Annotated in this window: 24 protein-coding genes; 14 read left to right on the forward strand and 10 right to left on the reverse strand. The window is 41.8% G+C overall.

What is annotated here, in order from left to right:
- The first annotated feature begins 399 nt into the window (after window positions 1-399).
- Window positions 400-555, forward strand: coding sequence for a hypothetical protein (locus ACEQ1T_RS22660; protein ID WP_370224849.1), 156 nt, complete (start codon window positions 400-402; stop codon window positions 553-555).
- A gap of 14 nt (window positions 556-569) precedes the next feature.
- On the opposite strand, the gene ACEQ1T_RS22665 is transcribed toward ACEQ1T_RS22660, so the two are convergent.
- Window positions 570-1,301 (reverse strand): GntR family transcriptional regulator, encoded by a 732-nt coding sequence (locus ACEQ1T_RS22665; protein WP_206839452.1) that lies wholly within the window; start codon window positions 1,299-1,301, stop codon window positions 570-572.
- A 284-nt stretch (window positions 1,302-1,585) separates the two neighbouring features.
- On the opposite strand from ACEQ1T_RS22665, the gene ACEQ1T_RS22670 reads away from it, so the two are divergent.
- From ACEQ1T_RS22670 to chbG, 5 genes are all read left to right on the forward strand, one after another.
- The gene (locus tag ACEQ1T_RS22670; protein ID WP_206839454.1) at window positions 1,586-1,891 is read left to right on the forward strand and encodes a PTS sugar transporter subunit IIB; all 306 of its coding nucleotides are present in this window, start codon (window positions 1,586-1,588) and stop codon (window positions 1,889-1,891) included.
- 2 nt (window positions 1,892-1,893) lie between these two features.
- Complete coding sequence (locus ACEQ1T_RS22675; RefSeq protein WP_370224851.1) at window positions 1,894-3,228, forward strand: PTS sugar transporter subunit IIC; 1,335 nt, start codon at window positions 1,894-1,896, stop codon at window positions 3,226-3,228.
- Window positions 3,229-3,240: 12 nt separating this feature from the next.
- On the forward strand, window positions 3,241-3,555 hold the full coding sequence (locus tag ACEQ1T_RS22680) for a PTS lactose/cellobiose transporter subunit IIA (protein ID WP_206839456.1): 315 nt from the start codon (window positions 3,241-3,243) through the stop codon (window positions 3,553-3,555).
- A 13-nt stretch (window positions 3,556-3,568) separates the two neighbouring features.
- Window positions 3,569-4,891: a 6-phospho-beta-glucosidase gene (locus tag ACEQ1T_RS22685; RefSeq protein ID WP_370224853.1), complete on the forward strand. Its 1,323-nt coding sequence runs from the start codon at window positions 3,569-3,571 to the stop codon at window positions 4,889-4,891.
- 166 nt (window positions 4,892-5,057) lie between these two features.
- Complete coding sequence (gene chbG / locus ACEQ1T_RS22690; RefSeq protein WP_370224856.1) at window positions 5,058-5,756, forward strand: chitin disaccharide deacetylase; 699 nt, start codon at window positions 5,058-5,060, stop codon at window positions 5,754-5,756.
- Window positions 5,757-5,796: 40 nt separating this feature from the next.
- On the opposite strand, the gene nagE is transcribed toward chbG, so the two are convergent.
- Window positions 5,797-7,173: an N-acetylglucosamine-specific PTS transporter subunit IIBC gene (gene nagE, locus ACEQ1T_RS22695; RefSeq protein WP_206839459.1), complete on the reverse strand. Its 1,377-nt coding sequence runs from the start codon at window positions 7,171-7,173 to the stop codon at window positions 5,797-5,799.
- A gap of 289 nt (window positions 7,174-7,462) precedes the next feature.
- Here nagE and nagB point away from each other — a divergent pair, with 289 nt between their 5' ends.
- The 3 genes from nagB to ACEQ1T_RS22710 are packed head-to-tail and all read left to right on the forward strand — an operon-like array spanning window position 7,463 to window position 9,108.
- Window positions 7,463-8,200 carry a glucosamine-6-phosphate deaminase gene (nagB, locus tag ACEQ1T_RS22700; RefSeq protein WP_370224857.1) on the forward strand — a complete coding sequence of 246 codons (738 nt, stop codon included), beginning with the start codon at window positions 7,463-7,465 and terminating at the stop codon, window positions 8,198-8,200.
- 16 nt (window positions 8,201-8,216) lie between these two features.
- On the forward strand, window positions 8,217-8,954 hold the full coding sequence (locus ACEQ1T_RS22705; protein ID WP_206839461.1) for an SIS domain-containing protein: 738 nt from the start codon (window positions 8,217-8,219) through the stop codon (window positions 8,952-8,954).
- 4 nt (window positions 8,955-8,958) lie between these two features.
- Window positions 8,959-9,108 carry an aspartyl-phosphate phosphatase Spo0E family protein gene (locus tag ACEQ1T_RS22710; RefSeq protein ID WP_312886177.1) on the forward strand — a complete coding sequence of 50 codons (150 nt, stop codon included), beginning with the start codon at window positions 8,959-8,961 and terminating at the stop codon, window positions 9,106-9,108.
- A gap of 176 nt (window positions 9,109-9,284) precedes the next feature.
- Here the strand turns inward: ACEQ1T_RS22710 and ACEQ1T_RS22715 are convergent, their stop codons facing one another.
- The 4 genes from ACEQ1T_RS22715 to ACEQ1T_RS22730 all read right to left on the reverse strand — a co-directional run bounded on the left by ACEQ1T_RS22715 (window position 9,285) and on the right by ACEQ1T_RS22730 (window position 13,768).
- Window positions 9,285-11,225, reverse strand: a complete 1,941-nt coding sequence (locus ACEQ1T_RS22715; protein WP_370224858.1) for an ABC transporter permease — start codon at window positions 11,223-11,225, stop codon at window positions 9,285-9,287.
- Window positions 11,215-11,976 carry an ABC transporter ATP-binding protein gene (locus tag ACEQ1T_RS22720; RefSeq protein ID WP_370224860.1) on the reverse strand — a complete coding sequence of 254 codons (762 nt, stop codon included), beginning with the start codon at window positions 11,974-11,976 and terminating at the stop codon, window positions 11,215-11,217. Before ACEQ1T_RS22720 ends, ACEQ1T_RS22715 begins: the two co-directional genes overlap by 11 nt.
- 99 nt (window positions 11,977-12,075) lie before the next feature.
- Window positions 12,076-13,080 carry a sensor histidine kinase gene (locus tag ACEQ1T_RS22725; RefSeq protein ID WP_370224861.1) on the reverse strand — a complete coding sequence of 335 codons (1,005 nt, stop codon included), beginning with the start codon at window positions 13,078-13,080 and terminating at the stop codon, window positions 12,076-12,078.
- The gene (locus tag ACEQ1T_RS22730) at window positions 13,073-13,768 is read right to left on the reverse strand and encodes a response regulator transcription factor (RefSeq protein WP_206839467.1); all 696 of its coding nucleotides are present in this window, start codon (window positions 13,766-13,768) and stop codon (window positions 13,073-13,075) included. Before ACEQ1T_RS22730 ends, ACEQ1T_RS22725 begins: the two co-directional genes overlap by 8 nt.
- A gap of 111 nt (window positions 13,769-13,879) precedes the next feature.
- Here ACEQ1T_RS22730 and ACEQ1T_RS22735 point away from each other — a divergent pair, with 111 nt between their 5' ends.
- Together ACEQ1T_RS22735 and ACEQ1T_RS22740 are read left to right on the forward strand one after the other, a co-directional pair.
- Window positions 13,880-14,596 carry a sulfite exporter TauE/SafE family protein gene (locus ACEQ1T_RS22735; RefSeq protein WP_370224863.1) on the forward strand — a complete coding sequence of 239 codons (717 nt, stop codon included), beginning with the start codon at window positions 13,880-13,882 and terminating at the stop codon, window positions 14,594-14,596.
- A 72-nt stretch (window positions 14,597-14,668) separates the two neighbouring features.
- Window positions 14,669-15,142: a hypothetical protein gene (locus tag ACEQ1T_RS22740; RefSeq protein ID WP_370224864.1), complete on the forward strand. Its 474-nt coding sequence runs from the start codon at window positions 14,669-14,671 to the stop codon at window positions 15,140-15,142.
- 54 nt (window positions 15,143-15,196) lie between these two features.
- Here ACEQ1T_RS22740 and ACEQ1T_RS22745 read toward each other — a convergent pair whose 3' ends face one another.
- Window positions 15,197-16,978 (reverse strand): M4 family metallopeptidase, encoded by a 1,782-nt coding sequence (locus tag ACEQ1T_RS22745; RefSeq protein ID WP_370224865.1) that lies wholly within the window; start codon window positions 16,976-16,978, stop codon window positions 15,197-15,199.
- 227 nt (window positions 16,979-17,205) lie between these two features.
- Here ACEQ1T_RS22745 and ACEQ1T_RS22750 point away from each other — a divergent pair, with 227 nt between their 5' ends.
- From ACEQ1T_RS22750 to ACEQ1T_RS22760, 3 genes are all read left to right on the forward strand, one after another.
- Window positions 17,206-17,961 (forward strand): DUF4047 domain-containing protein, encoded by a 756-nt coding sequence (locus tag ACEQ1T_RS22750; protein ID WP_370224866.1) that lies wholly within the window; start codon window positions 17,206-17,208, stop codon window positions 17,959-17,961.
- Entirely contained in the window at window positions 17,933-18,475 is a 543-nt protein-coding gene (sipW, locus tag ACEQ1T_RS22755) for a signal peptidase I SipW (RefSeq protein WP_370224868.1), read from the forward strand. Before ACEQ1T_RS22750 ends, sipW begins: the two co-directional genes overlap by 29 nt.
- A 79-nt stretch (window positions 18,476-18,554) precedes the next feature.
- On the forward strand, window positions 18,555-19,154 hold the full coding sequence (locus ACEQ1T_RS22760) for a TasA family protein (RefSeq protein ID WP_370224869.1): 600 nt from the start codon (window positions 18,555-18,557) through the stop codon (window positions 19,152-19,154).
- Window positions 19,155-19,197: 43 nt separating this feature from the next.
- On the opposite strand, the gene ACEQ1T_RS22765 is transcribed toward ACEQ1T_RS22760, so the two are convergent.
- The 3 genes from ACEQ1T_RS22765 to ACEQ1T_RS22775 form a co-directional block, all read right to left on the reverse strand.
- A complete protein-coding gene (locus tag ACEQ1T_RS22765; protein WP_370224871.1) occupies window positions 19,198-20,457 on the reverse strand; it encodes a helix-turn-helix domain-containing protein in 1,260 nt (419 codons plus the stop codon).
- A gap of 233 nt (window positions 20,458-20,690) precedes the next feature.
- Complete coding sequence (locus tag ACEQ1T_RS22770; protein ID WP_370224873.1) at window positions 20,691-21,074, reverse strand: hypothetical protein; 384 nt, start codon at window positions 21,072-21,074, stop codon at window positions 20,691-20,693.
- A 9-nt stretch (window positions 21,075-21,083) separates the two neighbouring features.
- Window positions 21,084-21,935, reverse strand: a complete 852-nt coding sequence (locus tag ACEQ1T_RS22775) for a helix-turn-helix domain-containing protein (RefSeq protein ID WP_370224874.1) — start codon at window positions 21,933-21,935, stop codon at window positions 21,084-21,086.
- Window positions 21,936-22,406: the final 471 nt, after the last annotated feature.

Below are 22,406 nucleotides of genomic sequence, written 5' to 3' on the forward strand. Positions count from 1 at the left end.
CTACCACTACTACTACTACTACTACTGCTACTACTACTGCCACTACTACTACTAATACTACTACTACTACTACTACTACTACTACTACTACTACTACTACTACTACTACCGGATAGGAAAGGTCAAAAGGGAGAAGAAGGTGTCCGAATTAAGCACGCATTCGGACAGAAAAGGCCAAAAGGGAGAAGAAGGTGTCCGAACCAGGCGTGCATTCGGACAGGAAAGGTCAAAAGGGAGAAGAAGGTGTCCGAATTAAGCATGCATTCGGACAGGAAAGGTCAAAAGGGAGAAGAAGGTGTCCGAATTAGACACGCATTCGGACAGCAAAGGTCAAATGGAAGTTGAAGGTGTCCGAATTAGACACGTATTCGGACAGGAAAGGCCAAAAGGGAGAAGAAGGTGTCCGAATTAGGCACGCATTCGGACAGCGAAGGCCAAAAGGGAGAAGAAGGTGTCCGAATCAGGCACGCATTCAACAAAAAAGCCAAAAAGATCACGCTGCCCAATTCAGCTGCACCTCTGCAGCCAACAATAGAGTTCCCGCATTTACAGTAGCCTCCGCCTACCTTTTATTCATAATTCCGTTCAATAATAAAATGAGCATAGTCCCCGCGGAACATCGTTTTCGAATACTCGATCAGGCTTCCGTCTTCAATATGGGCAAAGGTTTCAAGAGCGAAACACGGTGTTTCAGGTTTGATTTTTAACAGGTCGCTAATTTCATCTTCCGGGAATGAAATTTCTAAATGCTCGACGGTCTTTTGGATTTTTAAGTTGTATTGAGTCTGCAGCAAATTGTATAAGGATTTTTCACAGGCCTGCCGGTTCAAGCTGGGGGTCTTTTTCCATGGCAGAAAGGCTTTTTCATATTGAAGCGGCTCGTCATCCGCATATCTGATCCGCTCGAGAACATTTACGGGATCGCCTTCTGACAGCTCAAAAACATCTGCTAAGAAGGGATCGGCAGGGATCACTTCCAGATTTATTACTTTTATAAGCGGGTTTTTCCCCTGCATTGCCAATTGCTTTGAAAAGTTTTCGACTGTAGAAGTCAGCCGCTGCTTAACTTTATTGCTTGATACAAAAGTGCCTCTGCCTTGCTGGCGATAAATATGGCCCTCTGTGCTCAGCTGCTGGAGTGCTGTTCTAATGGTCGTCCGGCTGACTCCATATTTTTCACAAAACTCCGCTTCTGTCGGCAATTTTGTATCCGGTTTGTATTCTCCATTTCGAATAAGTTCAAGAATGCTTTCTTTAACCTTCAAGTGCAGGGCACTATCCTCGGTGAAACCGTCTTTCATACCCGTTCCTCCTACTCTGTTCTTCTTTCTATTATTCCATAAAACTTATTGTCATATCAATTATAAAATAATTTGTAATAACAAATTTTAAAAATGTATTGAAAAAATATATATTTGTCATTACAATTGATTTCAAGCATAGAATATTGAAGGGGGGTGAATGACTTCAAAAAAGGAATGTTTTTCGTTTAAATTAACTGAATAATCTGTTTTATTGATGGTACTATTAGGATAAGCAATCATTCTATTATTTTGAAATCGCTTACAGAAAAAGGGGGTCAATTATGAATATTTTGTTATGCTGTTCGGCTGGAATGTCTACTAGTCTTCTAGTGACAAAAATGCAGGCAAGTGCTGAAAGCCAGGGAATCGACTGTAAAATTTGGGCTATTGGCAACGGGGAGGTTAGAAATCATATTGATTCGGCAGATGTCCTGCTGCTTGGACCGCAGATTCGGTTTATGACCGAGCAATTGAAGAAGGAGGCAGGCGGCAGGATTCCTGTAGCTCCCATAAACCCTATGCATTATGGCTTATGCAATGGCGAGGAAGTATTAAAGCAAGCTATTTCATTAATAAAGGGTGAATAGTGATGATGACGTTTATTGAGAAATATATCATGCCTTATGCTATGAAATTCGGCAATAACAGGCATTTGCTTGCTATCCGGGATGCCTTGATCGGGATGATCGCCATCACGATGGTAGGATCATTTGCTGTTCTATTTAATAATTTGGGGGAAATCATTAAGCCGTACGGCAGACTCATGGAAAGCATTTTCGGCGAATCCTGGAAAACACTGGGCGGAGATATCTGGTGGGGCACGTTTGCCTTCTTAACCATATTCGCCGTGTTTGGCATATCCCACAGGCTTGCCAAATCCTATGGGGATGATGGATTCGAGGCGATGCTGGTTGCTGCAGCATGCTTCTTCCTCTTAATCCCTCAGGTTGGCCAGGTGCCTGATACAGAAGGTGTCTGGGGGTTCATTGGCTATGGATACTTTAATGCTACGGCTTTGTTTACAGGGATTGTGGTAGCCCTTCTTGCAACCGAATTATTTATACGACTGACAAGAGTAAAAGCGTTTATTATCAAACTGCCGGATGGAGTCCCTCCAGCTGTCGCAGGGGCTTTTGCCAAATTGGTGCCGGGCATGCTGACGATTTTCGTATTTGGGGTGGCAGGCCTACTGTTCAGAAAAATGACAAATGGGGAATTTTTGAATGACTGGCTCAATGCCACCCTGGTCGCACCTTTGACAAATGCAGCTGATTCATTGCCATTTGCGATCCTTATTGTCTTTCTGGTGCATGGCTTCTGGGCGGTTGGTCTCCATGGGCCTAATATTCTTGGAGGTGTTACAACGCCTTTATTCACATCTCTCGGAACCAAAAATACAGATTTGTATGCTCAGGGTGTGGCGGATCTTGATAAGTATGCCATTTTGGCAGGTCCTTTCCTGGATGCCTTCGTATATCTAGGCGGCTCCGGGGCAACGCTGGGCCTTATCATTGCCATGTTTATTGCAGGACGAAAGAGGCACAAGCAAATGCTGGCATTGGGAACGCCGCCAGGAATCTTTCAAATCAATGAACCATTATTATTCGGTCTTCCGATCGTGTTAAATCCAATCTGGCTAATACCATTTATTTCGGCACCTGTCATTATGACTGTAGTGGCATATCTTGCGATAAAATGGGGCCTTGTTTATCCGGTCGTTGTGGCAAGCATCCCTTGGGTGACGCCTGCAGGAATTGGCGGCTATCTTGCTACAGGAGGACATATTTCCGGTGCAGTGCTGGCACTTGTGAATTTAGCTATTTCCATTGTCATCTATCTTCCATTCGTCTATATAACAGGGAAAATGGACGAAAAGAAACTGAAGCAGGTGCAGCCGGAACAAACACCAACAATTCAAGGTTAGGCGGGTTAATGAATGGATAAAGAAAAGCTTTATCAAATATCATTTCAGCTTATTTTGCACAGCGGGAATGCCAGAAGTCTGGCAATGGAATCCATCCAGAAAGCAAAGGCCGGAAAGTTCGAAGCAGCGGAAGCAAAAATCCGGGAAGCAGAGGAGGAGTTTGTGCTGGCACACAGACATCAAACTGAGTTAATTCAGGGCGAGGCATCCGGGAATCAAATCGATCTGCCCATCATTCTTGTCCATGCCCAGGATCATTTGATGAATGCCCTGACTGTCAAAGACATGGCGCAGGAATTTATCGACTTATACAAGAAACTTAACTAAGAGAGGGTAACGAATGGCAAAGCAACCAGATAGTATAAAAATAGCTGTAATAGGCGGAGGTTCAAGCTATACACCTGAATTAATTGAAGGCTTTATTAAAAGACATCAGGAATTGCCTGTCAGGGAAATTTGGCTTGTGGATGTGGAGGAAGGAAGGAAAAAGCTCGAGATAGTTGGCCAATTAGCGAAACGGATGGTTGAAAAAGCCGGGGTTCCCATACAGATTCAGCTTACATTAGATAGGAAAAAAGCGCTTACGAATGCCGATTTTGTTACAACCCAATTCCGTGTCGGGCTTTTGGATGCTAGAGCAAAAGACGAGCGAATTCCGCTGAAATATGGAGTGCTGGGCCAGGAAACGAATGGCCCGGGAGGATTTTTCAAGGCACTCAGAACGATTCCAGTCATTATGGAGATCTGCCGTGAAATGGAGGAATTGTGCCCCAATGCATGGCTCATCAATTTTACCAATCCCGCAGGAATGATAACAGAAGCAGTCCTGCGGTACAGCAATATCAAAAAAGTGGTTGGTTTATGCAACGTGCCGATTGGGATGGAGATGGGGGCAGCCCACTTATTGAACGTGGAACACAGCAGAGTAAGGATTGATTTTGCCGGACTTAATCACCTTGTCTACGGACTTGATGTCTATGCCGATGGAGTAAGCGTCAAGGAAAAGCTGCTGAAAATGCTTACGGACAAAGAACATTCGATCACGATGAAAAATATCCACGCAATGGGATGGGAACCGGAATTTCTGCAGGCATTAAATGTGCTTCCTTGTCCTTACCATAATTATTATTATAAGACACGTGAAATGGTGGAAGAAGAAGTCAAGGCAGCATCAGAAGGCGGAACCCGGGCTGAAGTGGTTAAAAAGCTCGAGGAAGAGCTGTTCCAGTTATATCAGAATCCAGACCTTGCTGAAAAGCCTCCTCAGCTGGAAAAAAGGGGAGGGGCATACTATAGTGATGCAGCATGCAGGCTGATTCATTCGATATATACTGATAAAAGGGATATACAGCCGGTTAACACCCGGAATAATGGTGCCATTGCAGGCCTTCCGTCTGATTCAGCCGTTGAAGTCAGCTGCGTAATAACGAAGGATGGACCGAAGCCGATAGCGGTCGGTGAACTCCCGGTTGCAGTCAGAGGGCTGGTTCAATCTATTAAATCCTTTGAGAGGGTGACCATAGAAGCGGCCCTGAGTGGTGATTACAATACTGCTTTACTGGCACTGACAATCAATCCGCTGGTGGGTTCCGATAAAACAGCTAAAAAGATCCTTGATGAAATGCTCGAAGCCCATCGTGCCTATTTGCCGCAATTTCAATAAATCAAGACGCAGCCAGGTCCCGTAAGCGCAAAAAAAGCAAGCGGAAGACGCAAATGAAGTAAATAAAGCGCAATAAAAAAGCGAACAGAGCAATTAAAGTAAAAATTGGCAGGGCAGCAGATCGTTTAGTGCTGCCTTGCAGCTATGCTAGCGGAGGAAAATTACCATGATCAAACTCATCGTCAATGCTGATGATTTCGGCTACAGTCCCGGAGTTAACTATGGAATTTTGCACAGCCATCTATTTGGAATTGTTAATTCCGCCACCATGATGATGAACATGCCCGGAACAGAGCAGGCCCTGGCAATGGCCAGGCAATACCCGGGTTTACGAACTGGCGTCCATTTAGTCCTCACATGTGGGAAGCCGCTATTATCCGATTTAAAAACTTTAACGAATAAAGATGGATACTTCAGATCTCAGGCAGATTTGGACGGAATATCAGCAGAAGAGCTCGAGCTTGAGTGGTCTGCACAAATTGACCGTTTTATCGGGGCTGGCCTTCCGCCTTCCCATTTGGATAGCCATCACCACGTTCATACACGCGAAGAGTTTCTCCCAGTGGTTCAATACCTGTCCAAAAAATACGATCTCCCTTTCAGAGTAAATGGCGTGCAAGTGATTGAAGGGGTCAAAAGCTATTCTCACAGATGCTTATTCGATTTTTACGGAGATGGCATTCAGGAAGACTTTTTCAGCAGGCTGGCGGATAAGGCAGAAGACGGGGAAACAGTGGAAGTCATGTGCCATCCGGCATTTGCGGATCAATTGCTTATGGAGGGATCTTCTTACAATTTAATGCGCATAAAGGAGCTGGAAATACTCTGCTCTGCAAAGCTTCCTCCTGATATTAAGCTGCTATAAGAAAAACAGTGTCCGGAAGGGGACACTGTTTTTTTAATCATTACTTCTTTATTTTCTTCATTTCATCTGCTACAAACTCTACATCTGTTCCCACAATGATCTGAAGGTTAGTCTTGCTTAATTTCATGATTCCTTTAGCACCATGTGCCTTCAGTGCACTTTCCTTAACTTTTTCCATATCAGCAATATTTAAACGAAGGCGTGTCGCACAGTTATCAATGGAAGTGATGTTGTCAGCACCGCCAATATCTTTGATAAAGTGGCTGGCCATGACTTCGTACTTATTGCTGCCGGATGATACAGGTTCATCTTCATCTTCCACGATTTCTTCGTCCTCTTCACGGCCAGGCGTTTTCAGGTCTAACGCTTTTATTAACGCGTAGAAGATAACGAAGTAAAGAACAGCGTAGATGACGCCAATTCCCAAAAGCAGCAGCGGCTTTTCAGCGATATTAAAGTTCAGGGCAAAATCGAGTGCGCCAGCTGAGAATGTGAAACCATCGCGGATGCCCAATAGAGAGGTAACCCACATGGAAACCCCGGTTAAGATGGCGTGCACTCCATATAGAAGCGGTGCAATAAACATAAATGAGAACTCGATTGGCTCTGTAATACCAGTCAGGAATGAAGTCAGCGCAAGACCGATGAACATTCCTGATACAGCTTTTCTTTTTTCAGGCTTGGCTGTTGCAATGATTGCAAATGCTGCAGCTGGAAGACCGAACATCATAACAGGGAAGAATCCAGTCATGTAAGCGCCTGCTGACGGGTCTCCGGCGAAGAAGCGGGCAATATCTCCATTTACTCCTTCAAATTCGCCGAACTGGAACCAGAATAAACTGTTCAATACGTGATGAAGACCCAATGGAATAAGCAGGCGGTTTAAGAATCCAAATAGACCTGATCCCAATGCGCCGAGACCAATAATCCAGTTGCCCAGTGAATCGATTGCACCCTGGATTGGAGGCCAGGCAAAACCTGCGATGGCAGCCAGAAGAATCATCGTTACGGAAGTAATAATCGGAACGAAGCGGCGGCCGCTGAAGAATCCGAGCCAATCCGGCAGTTTAATATCATGGAAGCGGTTATATAATAATCCAGCGATAATACCGGCAATAATCCCGCCCAGTACTCCCATATTTATATTTTCATCGATGGCAATTGCCCCTTCGGTTAATACAAGAAAACCGATGGCGCCTGAAAGGGCAGCTGCTCCATTATTGTCCTTCGCGAATCCCATCGCAACCCCGATGGCAAAAATAAGTGCCAGGTTGGCGAAAATGGCATTGCCGGCATTTGCGATAAACGGAATGCCCAATAAATCATCTTGTCCAAAGCGGAGCAGAAGACCGGCGGCAGGCAGGACGGCAATCGGAAGCATTAATGCTTTACCAATTCTTTGTAAGAATCCTAACATATTGATCTCTCCTTAATAAAAAATAATGAATAAGAAAGCGTTTTACTAAACTGTCGTAATCATACCAAAATATAAATATAGTTGTCTATACCATTTTGAAAGAAAAAATTCTAAAGAGAAGGATTTTCATTATTATGTTAAGACTTTTCTAACAATATAATTGGTATAGACAACTATACTTTACGGTGATACGATATTTAATATAAATGGGTTTATTTAATTACTATATTTTGCATTTAAACGTGCAAATATATTCTTATTCAGCTTTTTAAGCAAGGAGGAACTCATAATGGAGATTATTAAAGTAACCAGTTATGAAGAAATGAGTAAAGCTGCAGCAGATTATATCATCAGGAAGGTCCGAAAGCATCCTGAAGCCATACTGGGATTGGCAACCGGAAGCACTCCTGTCGGAACCTATAAAAGGCTGATTGAAGATCACCAGAGCAGCAAAACATCATATAAAGATGTGACAACTTTTAATCTGGATGAATATATTGGTCTTTCTGGGGAAAATCCGCAAAGCTACCGTTATTTTATGGATTCGGTACTGTTTAATCATCTGGACATCCAGAAGGAAAATACCTTTGTCCCCAACGGTACACATGAGGATTTGGAAGAAGAATGCCGTAATTATGAAAGTAAGCTGAAGAACCATGGCGGCATTGATCTGCAAATTTTAGGGATCGGCAATAATGGACATATTGGCTTCAATGAGCCTGGAACGCCTTTTTCATCTAAAACTCATATTGTTGATTTAGCAGATTCTACTATTAAAGCCAATGCCAGGTTTTTTAGTACAATCGAAGAGGTGCCTACTCAAGCCATTACAATGGGCATCTCAACAATCATGCAAAGCAGGGAGATCCTTCTTCTTGCTTCAGGCGAAGCAAAAGCAGATGCCATTCAAAAGCTTCTTGGAAATGGTGTTCATGAACAATTCCCGGCATCCATCTTAAGAAATCATCCGAACGTGAAAGTGATTGCTGACGAAGCGGCTTTAAGTGCATCAAAAGTCTCGGTATAAATGGGGTATAGTAGCAATGATTGCAAAATATCTGAATGAAATAAAAGAATTATTGACCATTTTAGAAAAAGAAGAAAGTCAAAAAATGAAAAATGCCGCCCATGCTTTGGCTGAGTGTATTCAAAGCAATGGAATTATTCATGTATTTGGATGCGGACACTCTCATATGCTTGGGGAAGAGCTTTTTTACCGGGCAGGAGGCCTGGCCCCGATTAAGCCTATTTTTGCAGAGGATTTAATGCTTCATAAAGGAGCGGTCCGTTCCTCTTTAATGGAAAAACAAAATGATCTTGCGGGAAGCTTCATGGAGAGTGCTGATATCCGGCCTGGTGATGTTGTCATTGTAGCATCCACATCAGGACGGAATCCAGTCCCGATCGATGTAGCTGAAATTTCAAAAGAGAGTGGAGCATTCGTCATTGGGATTACATCCCCTCGTTATGCAAATTCACAATCCTCCCGGCACAAAAACGGAAAATACCTATATTCATCTGTGGATTTGGCGATCGACAATCATATAGAACCAGGGGACGCATTGATGGAGCATTCAGCTTTGGGGATCCGGTTTGGCTCCGCCTCATCTATTATTGGCTTTGCGATTGTAAACAGCCTGATGGCTGAAGCAGTGGAAGTGATGATTGAAAACGGGTTTGAACCGCCTATCTTTAAAAGCGGCAATGTAGACGGAGCAGAACAGCATAACCGCGAGCTGGTAAATAGGTATAAATCCCGAATTCCGCTGCTGGAAGGATAAGAAAGTGGACTTACTGAAGGCAATTGAACAAACCAGGCAGGCTATGATTGAATGCATACATTCAAGGGGGCTAACGGATGAAGAGACCTTAAAATTAAGCCGGGAACTGGATAAGTTAATTGTTGAATCACAGCTAATGAAAGTTATAAAATGAGGCAATTTGCAAATAAATCCAAAGAAATTGCAAACAAATCCGGTAATTAGCAAATAAACTTAGAAAATTTGCAAACAAACATTGGAAACTTGCAAAGAAGCTCTGGAAATCTGCAAATAAAACATAACTAAAATCAAAAACCGTTCAGGCAAGCATACCTGAACGGTTTTTCCGTTCTAAAGTGCATCTTTTATCACTTTTTTCGAATAAATCACAGACAAAATTCCGAAAATCGAATAAAGCACCGTGTAAAGCGCCATAACCAGGATCATCGGCATCCAAAGCTCGCTTCCGAAGAAGAACCACCCGGATTGTACGGCAAAGTAGCTGTGCAAAAGGCCGACGATAAGCGGAATTCCAAAGTTGAATGCCATTTTGGAACGAATCCCGCGCAGCAGGTCTCCCTGTGTAAAGCCAAGTTTCCTCAGGATTGTATAGTTTGGTTTTTCATCCTCACTCTGATCCATTTGTTTGAAATATAGAATGCAGCCTGAAGTGACCAGGAAGGTTAAGCCGAGAAAACCGACAATAAACATTATCAGTCCCATGTTCATTTTTTGCCTTGTGCTCATCTCTTCCTGGGAATCGGCTCTGCCGCTGAATTCCATCTCTTTGAAGAGTGTATTGGCTTTTCCCTTATCGCTTTCATTTTTCATATCCACTCCGATGAAAATCGAATCTTCATCCTGGATTTCAGGATTAAGGTCAGCCTTCAGCTCTTCATATACCTTCTCATCCACAATAGCAACCGGCAGCCCGCCTGATGTAAAATAAAACGGAAGAACAAAATCTTTTTTTAACCCTAAATAGTTTTGTTTAATCGTGTTTGTTTTTCCCAGGAACTCAAGTTCTCCTGAGTCTTTGAGCGTCATGAACTTCTGCAGTGCATCATTATATCCTGTAAGTACGGTTTCCTTTGGAGAAAGCTTAATGCCAGCTATGGATGTTTCGCTTACAACCGGCAGGATCATATTTGGTGAATCAAAATTCATTTCTTCCAGATTGACATCAAGAATGTCCTCCATATTAGCATCCACATGAAATAACTCAATACTTTTTTCCTTATATTCTAATCCCTCTTTTTGAAGGCTCCCGGTAAACTTCCCTGCATCTTCCTTGTCAGTGAATGAAAAGTGGGAGGGGAGGCTATCCCGGGCAGATTTTTCCGCTGAGTAGTAAGAAATATAGCTTAATGACAGCAGCCCGATCGCTAGGGCGGACACAGTTGTAATAATCGTTAAAAGCAGTGCACTCGATTTCATGCGGAACATGATGGAGGACAATGAAAGCACTTCGTTAACATTCAGGTATCCATCTTTCCTTTTGCGGATCAGGCTGGCGATAAAGCTTACCGATCCTTTATAGAAAAGGTAGGTTCCAATGATAACGGAAGCAAGAATGACAACCATCGCGAGGAACAGTTCGTTCATGGATGTGAAATCCCCGCCAAATAAAAGGGAAGAGATATAATAGCCGGTTATGATCAGGGCTAAACCAAGCACTCCCAGGATCATTTCCAAAATGGACAGCTTTTTGACTTTACCTTCTGCAATCGAAACCACCCTGAATAAAGATAGAATGGTTTGCCTTTTGATAAAAACAAAGTTCATCAGCATGATGAAAATATAAATAACCGTAAAGACGATAACAGTCTGCAAAAGCGCCTCACTTGAAAAGTGCAATGATGCAATTCCTTCAACACCTGTCAATTTAAAAAGGACCATCAGTATTAATTTCGATACCGAAAAACCGATAAAGATCCCAATGATCAAGGAACCAAAATACAGCAGGAGATTTTCCAGGCTAAGCAGCCTGAAAATTTCATTTTTTGTCATTCCGATCAGCTGAAAAAGCCCGATTTCTTTGCTGCGCCTTTTGATAAAAATAGTGTTGGCGTACAGAAGAAAGATGGAAACAATCGCCACGAGCAGGATAGAGGCTGTTTTGATTGCTGCTGCACCCTTAATCGAGCCCTTTGCTTCAGACATCGATGGATCATATTGGAGGGTGACAAAGGCGAAATAGAGTGCGACACTGAAAATGAGTGCAAACACATAGAGATAATAATTTTTCAGATTCTTTTTCAGATTACGGAGGATGATCGTATTAATGCTCATGCTGCACACCGCCCAATACGCCTTGTGTTTTCATAATATCTTTGAAAAAAGCCTGTCTTGATTGATCACCCTTATTCAGCTGAGTATAAATTTGGCCATCCTTGATGAAAATAACCCGGCTGCAGAAGCTTGCCGCCACAGGATCATGAGTGACCATGATGATCGTTGCTTTCCTTTTCTGATTTAAGTCACTTAACTTATTTAATAAGTCTGATGCTGATTTCGAATCCAGCGCACCTGTCGGCTCATCCGCGAAAATGATGCTTGGTTCATGAATGAAAGCACGTGCTGCGGAAGTTCGCTGCTTTTGCCCGCCGGAAATTTCATTAGGGTATTTATCCTTTAACTCGAATATTCCGAGCTCACCCGCAACCTCTGCAAACTTTTCATCAGCTTCTTTTTTGGGTGTATTGCTGATGGAAAGGGGGAGAAGGATATTTTCCTTCACTGTCAATGTATCCAGGAGATTATATTCCTGAAAAATAAATCCGAGATGCTTCTTGCTGAACTGGGCGAGCTGCTTTTCCTTCAGTCTCGTCATTTCCTTTTCTTCAATCTTGATTTCTCCGCCGCTAACACTGTCAATAGACGAGAGTACATTGAGGAGCGTGGTCTTCCCTGAACCGGAAGAGCCCATAATGCTTACAAATTCACCCGTTTCAATTTTTAAATCAATTCCTTTTAATACTTCCTGCCTATTAAATTTATTGCCGTAGCTTTTATGAATTTTTTTGGCTTCAAGTACAAACATGTGTAACCATCCTTTCTTTGATAGCTTAAGTATAGAAGGTTACGTCTATGTAATTCCTTCGATTGAACGAACAAACAGCAAAAGCATGTGACATTTTTGTCACATGCCTGTTATGCTGACGAAATCATTGCGGGTTGGGAAGACAAGTGTCATGATGGTGCCTTTGCCTATATAAGACTCCGCATGGATTTTAATTTTTAGCTGGTCTGCGGCTTTTTTGGCTAAATATAACCCCAAGCCTGTTGCTGCGTTCTCATGGTGATTTGCAGTAGATGTGAACCCCTTCTCAAAGATTCGCGGCAAATCCCTCTGATCGATGCCTCTGCCAAAATCCTGAATCCTCAAGGATATTTTACCGTCATGCTGGGAACTCGAAATCGAAATGTCTGATTTCTCACTATACTTTACAGCGTTGGTTAAAAGCTGGCGAATGATAAAGCTGAGCCATTTCGCGTCGCTCAGAGCTTCTGTTTCTTCCAATTCCATTTCAAAGCCAATGCCTTTTTGCATGCACCAGGACTGCAGAGATTTGATTTCACTGAATAGAATGTCTTCGAGATGAATCATCTCAATATACAAGTCATTTTCCATAGAAGGAATCCGCTTTTGATGCAGCTGCTGATCAAGAAGAAGGTGGATGCGAAGCCATTCATACGTCAGGGACGATTTAAGATCCTGATCCCCAATCCGGTCAATCATGAGATGCATGGCAGTCAAGGGTGTTTTTACTTCATGAATCCAGGACAGCAGTTCATCTTTTTCCTGCTCGAGAAGTGTCCAGTTCCGGGTAAACTCCTGTTTAAACCGTTCGGTTTGGCTGACCAGGCCCGACTCCACTATTTTTTCAAATGGGCTTTCAGACTCCGGTATGCTCGAAAGATCTAAATTATCTTCCCGTTCGGCTACTTCTCTGTAAAATCGAGTTTCTTTTTGATAACGGAGAAAGATGAACCCAGTGAAAATGATGGCAGATAAAAAGGTGTAATATAGGAAGGGCTTAAGGGATATGGCCGAGTCCATATATACTACAAAGGCAGCAAGCAGCTGAAGGAAACCGAAAAGCAGTATCCAGCTTACCCTTTCCCTGATATATTTCCTAAACATGCGGGGCATCCTCTTCAATTGCCATGTATCCCTGGCCGACCTTTGTTTCGATCCCGGCGCCAAGCCCGATTTCATCAAGCTTCTTCCTGAGTCTATTAATATTGACCGTAAGAGTATTGTCACTAATGAATCGTTTGTCATCCCATAGGCTGTTAATGATATCATCCCTGCTGACAATTTGATTTTTTCTTTCTATCAGCAGCTTTAATATATAAATTTCATTTTTCGTTAATTCTATGCAGCCGCTCTCATTTGTAACGGTATTCTTTTCAAAATCAACCGCTGCACCGCACCAGGTCCTGAGGTTATTCTGAACGGCACTATAGTTATAGACACGTCTGAGTATTGCCTGTATTTTGGCAATCAGGACTTCGAAGTGGAAGGGCTTTTGGACAAAATCATCAGCGCCAAGCTGCATCGACATGACCATATCTGTTGGGTGATCCCGGGATGACAGGAAAATAATCGGCACATTCGAATGTGAACGAATCATCCGGCACCAATGAAACCCGTCGAACTTCGGAAGCTGGATATCGATAATGACCAAATCAGGCTGAATGCCGGCAAACTCCTTCATGACTCCACTGAAGTCCTGAATACCATGGACTTCGTAAGACCACTGGGAGAGACGGTCTTTGATTTCAGTAAAAAGGGAGGCATCATCCTCAATTAAAAGCACTTTAAACAATCAACTCACCACACTTTTGCATATTCCTTCCATTATTGTATAGGAAAAGCTAAAGGTGTGCCAGATTGTTTCCGGGCTGTGGTAAAATAGGGTAAAAAGCAGGTTTTGTACATGGAAATCTATTCCTTTATCCTTATTATTTTAATTGCATCCATTCTGCAGACAAGCACGGGATTTGGTTTCTCGATCCTGGCCACACCGTTCTTGCTGCTTCTTTTTGAACCTAGAGAAGCCATACAAATCAATCTGATTTTATCTTTAATCATTTCTGCTGCCTTATTTTCAAAAATCAAGAAGGATACAGACTTTGGAGTTTTGAAAAGGTTCGCAATTGGAAGCGCAGCCGGGCTGCCTGTTGGCATTGCCACTTTTTTATTTTTGGACATTTCCCGGCTGAAGTTAGCGGTCAGTTTCATTATTTTGATTTTAACGCTCCTTTTGATGGCGAATGTCCGTGTGAAAGAAACAAGCCGCAGGGATTATTCAGTGGGCGGATTGTCAGGAATAATGACAACAAGCATTGGCATGCCAGGCCCGCCGCTCCTGTTGTACTTTTCAGGAACTGATACCGAAAAAGAGCGGCTTAGAGGAACTACCTTGGCTTTTTACTTGTTTATCTACTCGGCCAGTCTGGTATTTCAGATAATCTTTGCAGGGACCAATAAGACGATTTGGCTTTCAAGCTTGTATGCTTTGCCGCTGGTCCTGCTGGGTCTATACCTGGGACAAATTTTATTTGTTAAAATCAATCACCGTTTTTTCAAGGTTTTTACATACATTATATTGATTTTCACTGGGGTTTACCTGCTGGTTGAGAGTGTGAGGTAGGAAGCGAGCATGAAAAAAGGCGGGGCTAATAAATAGTGCTGATTAGTATGAAGTAAATCACGAAAAGGGTGTGTGCTCTTGAGTAAAAATATGATCTTTTGGATCCTATGCTTCCTGTTTTCATTCTTTGGTTTTTACCTTATAGAGCATCTTTTTACGGTAAGCCCGCATGTGGTTTCCGGCAATGGAAATTTAGGCATCCTCGTGATTTTTCTTTTTACACCTGTCTTTATTTCCAGTTGGATCTATACTTTTAAGCTGGTAAAAGCAAAGATGGTGAAAGAGGGTAAAACCACAATAGGAATTCTGCTTTTTGCACTTGCCGGATGTGTGTTGCTGATGATTGTAATTATTGATTACACAAGTGAGCTGATCACTGCTCTTGGAGGAACACCTGATAACCCGGAATCAAGAATTTACCGTTTTGGCTGGTTCAATCAATACACAAATAGTCTTTACTTTAATGTATATACATTTTTCTTATCCCATTTCATTACCGTAATATTTGGCATCCTGTCAGCTATGAGGAGGATACAGACACATTAAAAAACTCGCCACAGCAAACATGTGGCGAGTTTCTCTTTATTTTAGAAGGTCATTTTATTGAACGCCAACTGCATCATATGCTGCCATGACTGCGTTTACCTCAGCTGAAGGCTGTCCGTTTCGATCCGGATGCAGGTCTCTTGCTGCCTGGATGGCTGCCTGGCGCATTTGGCTGAAGTCGGAGCTTGCTGTCAGATAATGGGTAAGTGCTCTGTAGAAAATCTTCTCGGCTTTTGTTTTTCCGATGCCTGTAACCGAAACACCGTAATGAGTGCCTCCATCTGTAATCAGGTGGGCAGCTTTGTTGTTGATGCTGCTGTTGATATGGACACCGCCTTTATCAAGCTCTCCCACATAACGTTTGCTGTAGTGATCAGGGTAGTAGCCTGATTCTGTATAGCCTCCAATATAGACAGAAGCCGGGTCACTCATCGAACGAAGACCGTCGCCTGGTGTATTTGGCGTCCAAATATCTTCACCTAATAACCAAAGATCATCGCCTGTTTTATTTTCAGCGAAAGCCCCTAAAATATCTGCAATGGATTCATTGATCGCACCGGATTCATTTTCATAAATTAAATCGGCTGTATTGGTGATCACGCCGTGTGTCATTTCATGCCCGATTACATCCAGGCCGCCGGACAGGGAAATCATCCTGGTTCCTTCTCCATCTCCGTATAGCATTTGCTTGCCATTCCAGGCAGCATTATTCCACTTCGAACCGATATGGACAGTTGAAACTAATTTCATTCCTTCGCCATCAAGGGAATTACGGCCATGTACCTTTTTATAATAATCATAAACTTTTCCTGCGTTCACATGGGCAGACACCGCAGAAGGATCATAGAAGAAGTTGTTTCTGCTTTCCACCTCGAACCCGGTCATTCCAAGCAGAGCTGAAAGGATTATAAACGCGTTTTCAGGCATGCGGTTCGCTTTAAATGTATGGACACCTTCAGATCTTGTCCCATCGAATAAATAGTGCGTTCCTGTTTCCGGGTCTTTAACCGCCTGGAAGGATTGAAGTGTCCCGAAAATATCCATTCCTCTTGCTTGAACAGGTTCTGAATCAGTCGGAAGTGCTTTCGATTCAGGCTGGGAAGAAGCAGTCTGCTGTGCCTCAGGCTGTTCAGGTGAAGATGGTGTCAGTTCCGAGATGGCATTATAGCTATGAATGATGTTTCCAGTTGCAGCATCTACAAAATAATGCCAATACCCCGGGACCGGGGCTGAGGTGGAAGCTGTTACATAATAAGCCAAATGCTTTTGCCCGTTATGAGGATAAATAACAAGTTCTCCTTCAATCCCATCATAGCTCTTCACTTCTCCGATTTTATCTTCAATGCTTTCCTTTACCTTTTCCAATGCTTCATCTTCGCCCAGTTTCGCCTCTGTAGGAATAATGGAACGTGCCAGATTTGGTGTAACTTTACCGAAGAAGGCTGTCACATTATTACTGTCATCCAAAGCAATGGTCTGCTGTGATCCGTATACAGGTATTCCTTTGTATTGCTCTACTGTTCTGAAATGGTGTGTGTTTGTTTGCTTATCATTAAATTGATCAATGATTTTGAATTGGTCCTTGGCCTCGTAGCCCGCATTTTTAAATAAGTTCGCCTTTGATTGAAGGAACGCATATACAGCTTCTTCCTTACTCAGTCCTTCAGGAGCTTGCCAGGTCCCGATTATGTAGGAAGGCGTCTTTAATTCCTGATGATACTTAACGATTTCTTCATTTGCCAGCACATTTTTGGCGGGCAGAGACAGTCCCGAGATGGCAAACGATGCTGCCAGTACTGCAGGGAGAACTTTCTTTTTTAGCTGATTTCTTTTCAAACTGATCACCTCTTAGTTTGGATTGGTATTTCAAGGTCCATTATTCTGAAAATTCCACAAATGGTCAATTGGGTTATAGGGATCAGCGATATGCCTGTCTTTCTTGAATTCGGAAATCAAAATAGCCTGTATTTTGCCTTGGAATACCGCAAAATAACCCAATTTACTTTGCACATGGCCTCTCGTATGCTTGTTCCACAGACACCTTTTCGAGAGGAGAGCAGGGGATGAAGAAGGGATTGAATAAATTCATTTTGCCGTGTCTATGCTGCCTGAGTTTTTATACTGGCACTCAGCTTGTCGGGAAAACAGAAGCTGCCTTTACAAGCCAGGCAGAGGCAAAACCTGTTATTATCTCTACTGCATTTGTATTCCCATCCTATATTCACAGGCTTGAAGAGAAAGCCAGGATAAACAGTGAACAAATGCTCAAAGAGCATGCCGATTTAGAAGCATTTGTGAAGAACGGGATGTTAAATGGGACAATAGATCCGCCCGCTGAATTTTTGAGAAAAAAAGAACAGATAACAGCCAGCTTGGAGGAACTTCATAGAATAAGAGCTGAACTGGAAAAACTGGAACGGCAAGCAGAAAAAAAGGAAGGATTTGAGTTTGTAAGTGAAGGTTTTCTAAAAGTAGACAAGCTCCTTCTGAGAATGAATGATTCTCTTTATCTTCAGGAGCTGGAACAGCTTTTTAACCAAAAATGGCAGGAGCTGAAAAAAGAGCAGCAAAAAGGGGGCAATAAAACAAACAAAATGGATGAGGATGAAAAAATAGAAATTCCTATCAGCGAGTTGGAAAAACAGAAAATTGAACACAAACAGCCAGTGGAGGAAAAAGCCAATCCAGAGAAAGAACAAGCGAATCCAGAGGAAGAACAAGTGAATCCAGCGGAAGAACAGACTGTCAGAAAGGACAAAACGCAGAAGGTTGAAGAGGAGGAAACAGTCAATGAAGAAAACCCTAAAAATACTGAGTAAATGTATCCGTGCAGCAGGTTTGATGCTCCTCTGCATCCTTGCTGTTTGGATAATATCCTCAAAAGCATCCGGAGGAGAACCGTCCCTTGCAGGGTATCAGGCAAAAGCTGTTTTATCGGGATCCATGGAACCGACTTTCATGACAGGATCCATCATTATAGTGAAACAGCCGGATAGTAAAGAACATCTAAAAACAGAAGATATTATTACCTTTAAATCAGGAGATAAATTAATTACCCATAGAATTGTCGAAGTAAAGAAAACGAAATCCGGGGTTTTATATCAAACGAAAGGCGACAATAATGACGCACCGGATATGGAATATGTGCAGCCTGAAAATATAACCGGTAAATATACCGGTTTCACCCTTCCATATGCAGGCTATGCGGCTGAGTTTGCAGCATCCAAGGAAGGTTCCGCACTCCTGCTGTTTATACCGGGACTGCTCCTGCTCCTTTCTGCTGCGAGGACTATTTTTCTGGCTCTTAAAGAATATGAAACTAAAAATGCTTAATACATCGGTAATGCCTCTTATCTGCCACAGGCAAATGAGAGTTAAATAAATTTATAATATCCAAAGGAGGAAGTAAAACATGGGATTTGCAAAAAAGGTAAGTAAAGGACTGTTGACAGCTGCTTTAGGTTTTTCATTAATGGGTGGGGGTACATACGCTTATTTCAGCGATACAGAGGTTACGAATAACACGTTTGCAGCAGGTACCCTCGATTTGGCGGTAAACCCTGAAACAATCGTTAATATTGGCGATTTAAAACCAGGTGATGAGGTTTCACGTGAATTTACCCTCACAAATAGCGGTACTCTTGATATTTCCAAGATCTTGCTGCATACAAACTATCAGGTGGAGGATGCAAAATTAAATGGGGCTGCAAATGCAGATGATTTCGGCAAGCATATTAAAGTCACAATCTTATACAATCAGGCTAACGCAACCGTGCAGGTTGCAGAAACTACTTTACATGAACTGCAGACACAAACTCCGGATTTAACAGCCATTGATAACTTTGTAGGCGGGGGAACAGTGCCAGATGGCCTGGCCCCTGGGGAAACCGATAAAATTATAGTGCTGTTCGAATTTGTGGATAACGGAGAGGACCAAAACGAATTCCAGGGAGATGCACTGCAGGTGGAATGGAAATTCAATGCAGAACAGGCTGAAGGAACAGTAAAATAGAAATGGACGGAAAATCCCTTGAAGGAAGATTCAAGGGATTTTTCTACACATTAATTAATTTTTTGCCTTCAAGCTGCCTGTTCAGATGAATGGCTTTTTCATGATTTCCTGTCTCGATGTAATATTCATAAAGCTTTTTGCCATACCTGCGCATAAGAATCATATGCTTAATTTTAACAAATTCAGGGAAAGCCTTTTCTTCCAGATACGTAAAATATTTCTCGCGCTGATGATTAAGCTGGTATTTAGAAAGTTTAAATAACGATAAGTATAAAGTGCTTTTAAGCTCCTTTGACACCTGAATCCCTTCGCATGCTTTTTTAAGAAGGGCTGTTTTGCCTGATAATTTGCCTTCTATACAGGAATTAAGATAAGAGTATAACCGCTGAAGATAAATGATTGTATTCCTGTCAGCTAAACGCAGGGCCTGTTTGTAGCAATCCTTTGCCTCAGCATATTGTTCCCTATTAAAATACTCAAATCCTAAATTATTGTATAGCAGGCCTTTGTAGTCTTGAAATCCAATTCGTTCACAGTCCCAAATTAGTTGATTATATCGTTCTGCCAGTGTATCCATGTCGGTTAAGATATCACTGCTGATCTGCAGGAGGATAATAGATTCCGCTTTTATTGCCATCGTGTAGTTGTTCGTGTTTTTGAAATGCTGCAATGATTTTTCCGCAAACATGTAAGCCATAATCTTTGAATCGATATAATGATAGGCAATTGCCAGGTGATAAAAGTATTCTTCATTGCCATATTCATTAATATCGATGTTTTTTAATACCTGAAGTGCCTTTTGCTGATCCGGGCTATCAGGTTTTATTGCTTGGTTAATATAATACATCCCTTGAACATGGTAAAATAAATTTCTCTCAAAAGGGGAGAGGTTAGGAAACTCATTGCTTATTTTCTTAATGATCCGGGATGTTTCCTCTAATTCCTGATGCAGGAAATGATATCTTGCCTTTAAAAGAAGATAGTGGGCTGCATATTTAGAAGAATAAATAAAGGGTGAGCTTTCCAGTTCATTTTTGATTTCCTCAGCCCTGGCTAATCTATACATGATGATGGCTTTATGCCATTCCTGCAGGCGCTTGTCCAGATCCCGAAAGTATTCAATTTCCTTTTGAATGTCTATATTTAAAACGGCAGAGAAAAGTGAAATAATTTCAGGTGAATATGCAGTTTTTCCTCTTTCGATTTTGCTTACATGGGTAGGAGTGCAAATCCCTTCGCCTAACATGGCTTGTGTAAGTCCTGATTTTTCCCGGTAGAATTTGATAATTTCCCCTTCCAGCATGCGATCATCTCCTTATCTCTTTATTGAAGGTGAATATTTCATGCAGATGTCTCTTAAATACTAAATTAACTTTTATCTAATATTTTCCTTTTTGGGGGAATTTTTAGAGACAGAAGACATAGATCCTTTGGGAGGGGTAAATCTGAAATGATGACAAAAGACTCAAATTTGAGAAGCAGAAAAGAGGGCAAAAAGAAAAATCTCCTATGAAATATAAGAGATTTTTCTACTGTTTAATGGATTAGAGGCTCGAAGTATTTGGCAGCAAGCCTGCATGCTTTTTCGTACTGTGAAGAGTTCCTGTAATATTGAAATAATTCTTTTTCATAAAGGCTGATTAATGTGTTATTCCCTAATTCATGCAGGTGGGGAAGGAATGTGATTTCTAAAAAGAGATAATAATCCTCTATGTCTTTATCTTCTAAAAGGATATCGAGCATATAAAAAACATATTGGTAGGTTTTATTTTGAATTTGTTCAGCCAGCCAGCGGCCATCGTCCAGCAAGGATCTGAGATTTTGTTTATTATAAAAATCCAGATTAAGGCAGCTATGGACATAGCCTCGTATAGCGCTTAATTTTAAAGGCGGGTTTGGATTAACCTCGCACTGATCCAATAGCTTTTTTTAAACTTCACCTGCTTCTGAATAAAAGCCTTTTGCAAAGTATTCAACGGCAAGATTATGCCAAAGGTTCATTTCCCTCGCTTCTTCTTTATGAGCACGGCAGGATTTGATTAATGTATGATACTGCTTGACGGTTTCTTCAAATTGGCAAAGGTCGTTTGTACCCATTTGTATCAGCAAGACGGTTTCTGTATCAAGAATTCTTTTAAAATTATTAGTTTCCCGGAAATGGGACAGTGCAAGGGTGCCATAGTGATAGGCTTTTACTTTATCATTCATCAAATGGGAAGAGGTTGCGAGGTGAAAATAAAATTCATGGTTATTATAATCTTTAGGATTTATATTCCTTAAATGGGCGATGGCTTCTTTGCAATTCTGTAAGTAAAGAAAATAAATGCCCCATAGATGTTCGAGAAGACTCCGTTCAAAACGATCAAGTGTGTTCCAAGCTTTCTGGCAGCTGTCTAAAAGCGCTTTGCTCTTATCGTACTCTCCTTGCATGAGGTGGTAGCGAGCCAAAAGGATTGAATGAAAATATTTTGTTTCCGAAAAATGCAGGTAAGGATTTTGGGCTAATTCCTCTTTAATTAATTCTATATCTTCTTTTTGCTGTTTAACCATGGCATCCAGCCATTCATGAAGTTTAGTCTCCAGCATATCATACTTTTCAAGCTCTTTTATAAGATTTATTTTCAGCCGTTTACAGATCAGATTTGTGATTTCAGACGAATATTGTGTATGTCCACGCTCTATTTTACTGATATGAGTCACAGAACAAATCCCTTCGCCCAGCTGTGTTTGAGTCAATCCAGCCCGTTCCCGGTAATATTTTATAATTAAGCCTTCCTTCAAAACAGCATCCCCCCTGTGGTTCTGAATATTATCGTAGCATACCTTGTCAGCTGGAAACAGATAGGCAGGAAATGTCAGATGTCTGTTTTTCCCAAAGGCTATTGGGATATTATTCCTATGAGGATTTTAAAGGTTTCAATTTGGGGTAATTCGAAAAAGCCTTTTTTACCAGAAAGTGAAAAAGTTAATAGAAAATAGATAAGGAAATGTGTCTTTTACACTAATAAAATAGGAAGAAATCCTTCGATCTGGATATAAAGTTCTGAAATTTAACGGATCCCTCCTTTCAGATTCCCCCAATTTACTTCTCTCAGACCCGGCCCTACAATTAATTTTATGAAAAGTTAAAAAATATAGATTTTTCAATGGGAAAGGGCGGGAGTGAAATGAAAGTGAAAAAAGGGGTACCCTATAAGGTGCTGGCTTCTGCATTGGCAGCAGCAATGCTTTTTGGGGGAACAGTATCGGCAC

Source organism: Cytobacillus sp., from assembly GCF_964223445.1.
In the GTDB taxonomy this organism is placed as follows: Bacteria; Bacillota; Bacilli; order Bacillales; family Cytobacillaceae; genus Cytobacillus.

What these genes read in the sequence shown, in the direction of transcription:
- ACEQ1T_RS22665 (WP_206839452.1), bottom strand. Translation starts at nt 1,301, where the DNA reads ATGAAAGACGGTTTCACCGAGGATAGTGCCCTGCACTTGAAGGTTAAA.
- ACEQ1T_RS22670 (WP_206839454.1), top strand. Translation starts at nt 1,586, where the DNA reads ATGAATATTTTGTTATGCTGTTCGGCTGGAATGTCTACTAGTCTTCTA.
- ACEQ1T_RS22675 (WP_370224851.1), top strand. Translation starts at nt 1,894, where the DNA reads ATGATGACGTTTATTGAGAAATATATCATGCCTTATGCTATGAAATTC.
- ACEQ1T_RS22680 (WP_206839456.1), top strand. Translation starts at nt 3,241, where the DNA reads ATGGATAAAGAAAAGCTTTATCAAATATCATTTCAGCTTATTTTGCAC.
- ACEQ1T_RS22685 (WP_370224853.1), top strand. Translation starts at nt 3,569, where the DNA reads ATGGCAAAGCAACCAGATAGTATAAAAATAGCTGTAATAGGCGGAGGT.
- chbG (WP_370224856.1), top strand. Translation starts at nt 5,058, where the DNA reads ATGATCAAACTCATCGTCAATGCTGATGATTTCGGCTACAGTCCCGGA.
- nagE (WP_206839459.1), bottom strand. Translation starts at nt 7,173, where the DNA reads ATGTTAGGATTCTTACAAAGAATTGGTAAAGCATTAATGCTTCCGATT.
- nagB (WP_370224857.1), top strand. Translation starts at nt 7,463, where the DNA reads ATGGAGATTATTAAAGTAACCAGTTATGAAGAAATGAGTAAAGCTGCA.
- ACEQ1T_RS22705 (WP_206839461.1), top strand. Translation starts at nt 8,217, where the DNA reads ATGATTGCAAAATATCTGAATGAAATAAAAGAATTATTGACCATTTTA.
- ACEQ1T_RS22715 (WP_370224858.1), bottom strand. Translation starts at nt 11,225, where the DNA reads ATGAGCATTAATACGATCATCCTCCGTAATCTGAAAAAGAATCTGAAA.
- ACEQ1T_RS22720 (WP_370224860.1), bottom strand. Translation starts at nt 11,976, where the DNA reads ATGTTTGTACTTGAAGCCAAAAAAATTCATAAAAGCTACGGCAATAAA.
- ACEQ1T_RS22725 (WP_370224861.1), bottom strand. Translation starts at nt 13,080, where the DNA reads ATGTTTAGGAAATATATCAGGGAAAGGGTAAGCTGGATACTGCTTTTC.
- ACEQ1T_RS22735 (WP_370224863.1), top strand. Translation starts at nt 13,880, where the DNA reads ATGGAAATCTATTCCTTTATCCTTATTATTTTAATTGCATCCATTCTG.
- ACEQ1T_RS22750 (WP_370224866.1), top strand. Translation starts at nt 17,206, where the DNA reads ATGAAGAAGGGATTGAATAAATTCATTTTGCCGTGTCTATGCTGCCTG.
- sipW (WP_370224868.1), top strand. Translation starts at nt 17,933, where the DNA reads ATGAAGAAAACCCTAAAAATACTGAGTAAATGTATCCGTGCAGCAGGT.
- ACEQ1T_RS22760 (WP_370224869.1), top strand. Translation starts at nt 18,555, where the DNA reads ATGGGATTTGCAAAAAAGGTAAGTAAAGGACTGTTGACAGCTGCTTTA.
- ACEQ1T_RS22765 (WP_370224871.1), bottom strand. Translation starts at nt 20,457, where the DNA reads ATGCTGGAAGGGGAAATTATCAAATTCTACCGGGAAAAATCAGGACTT.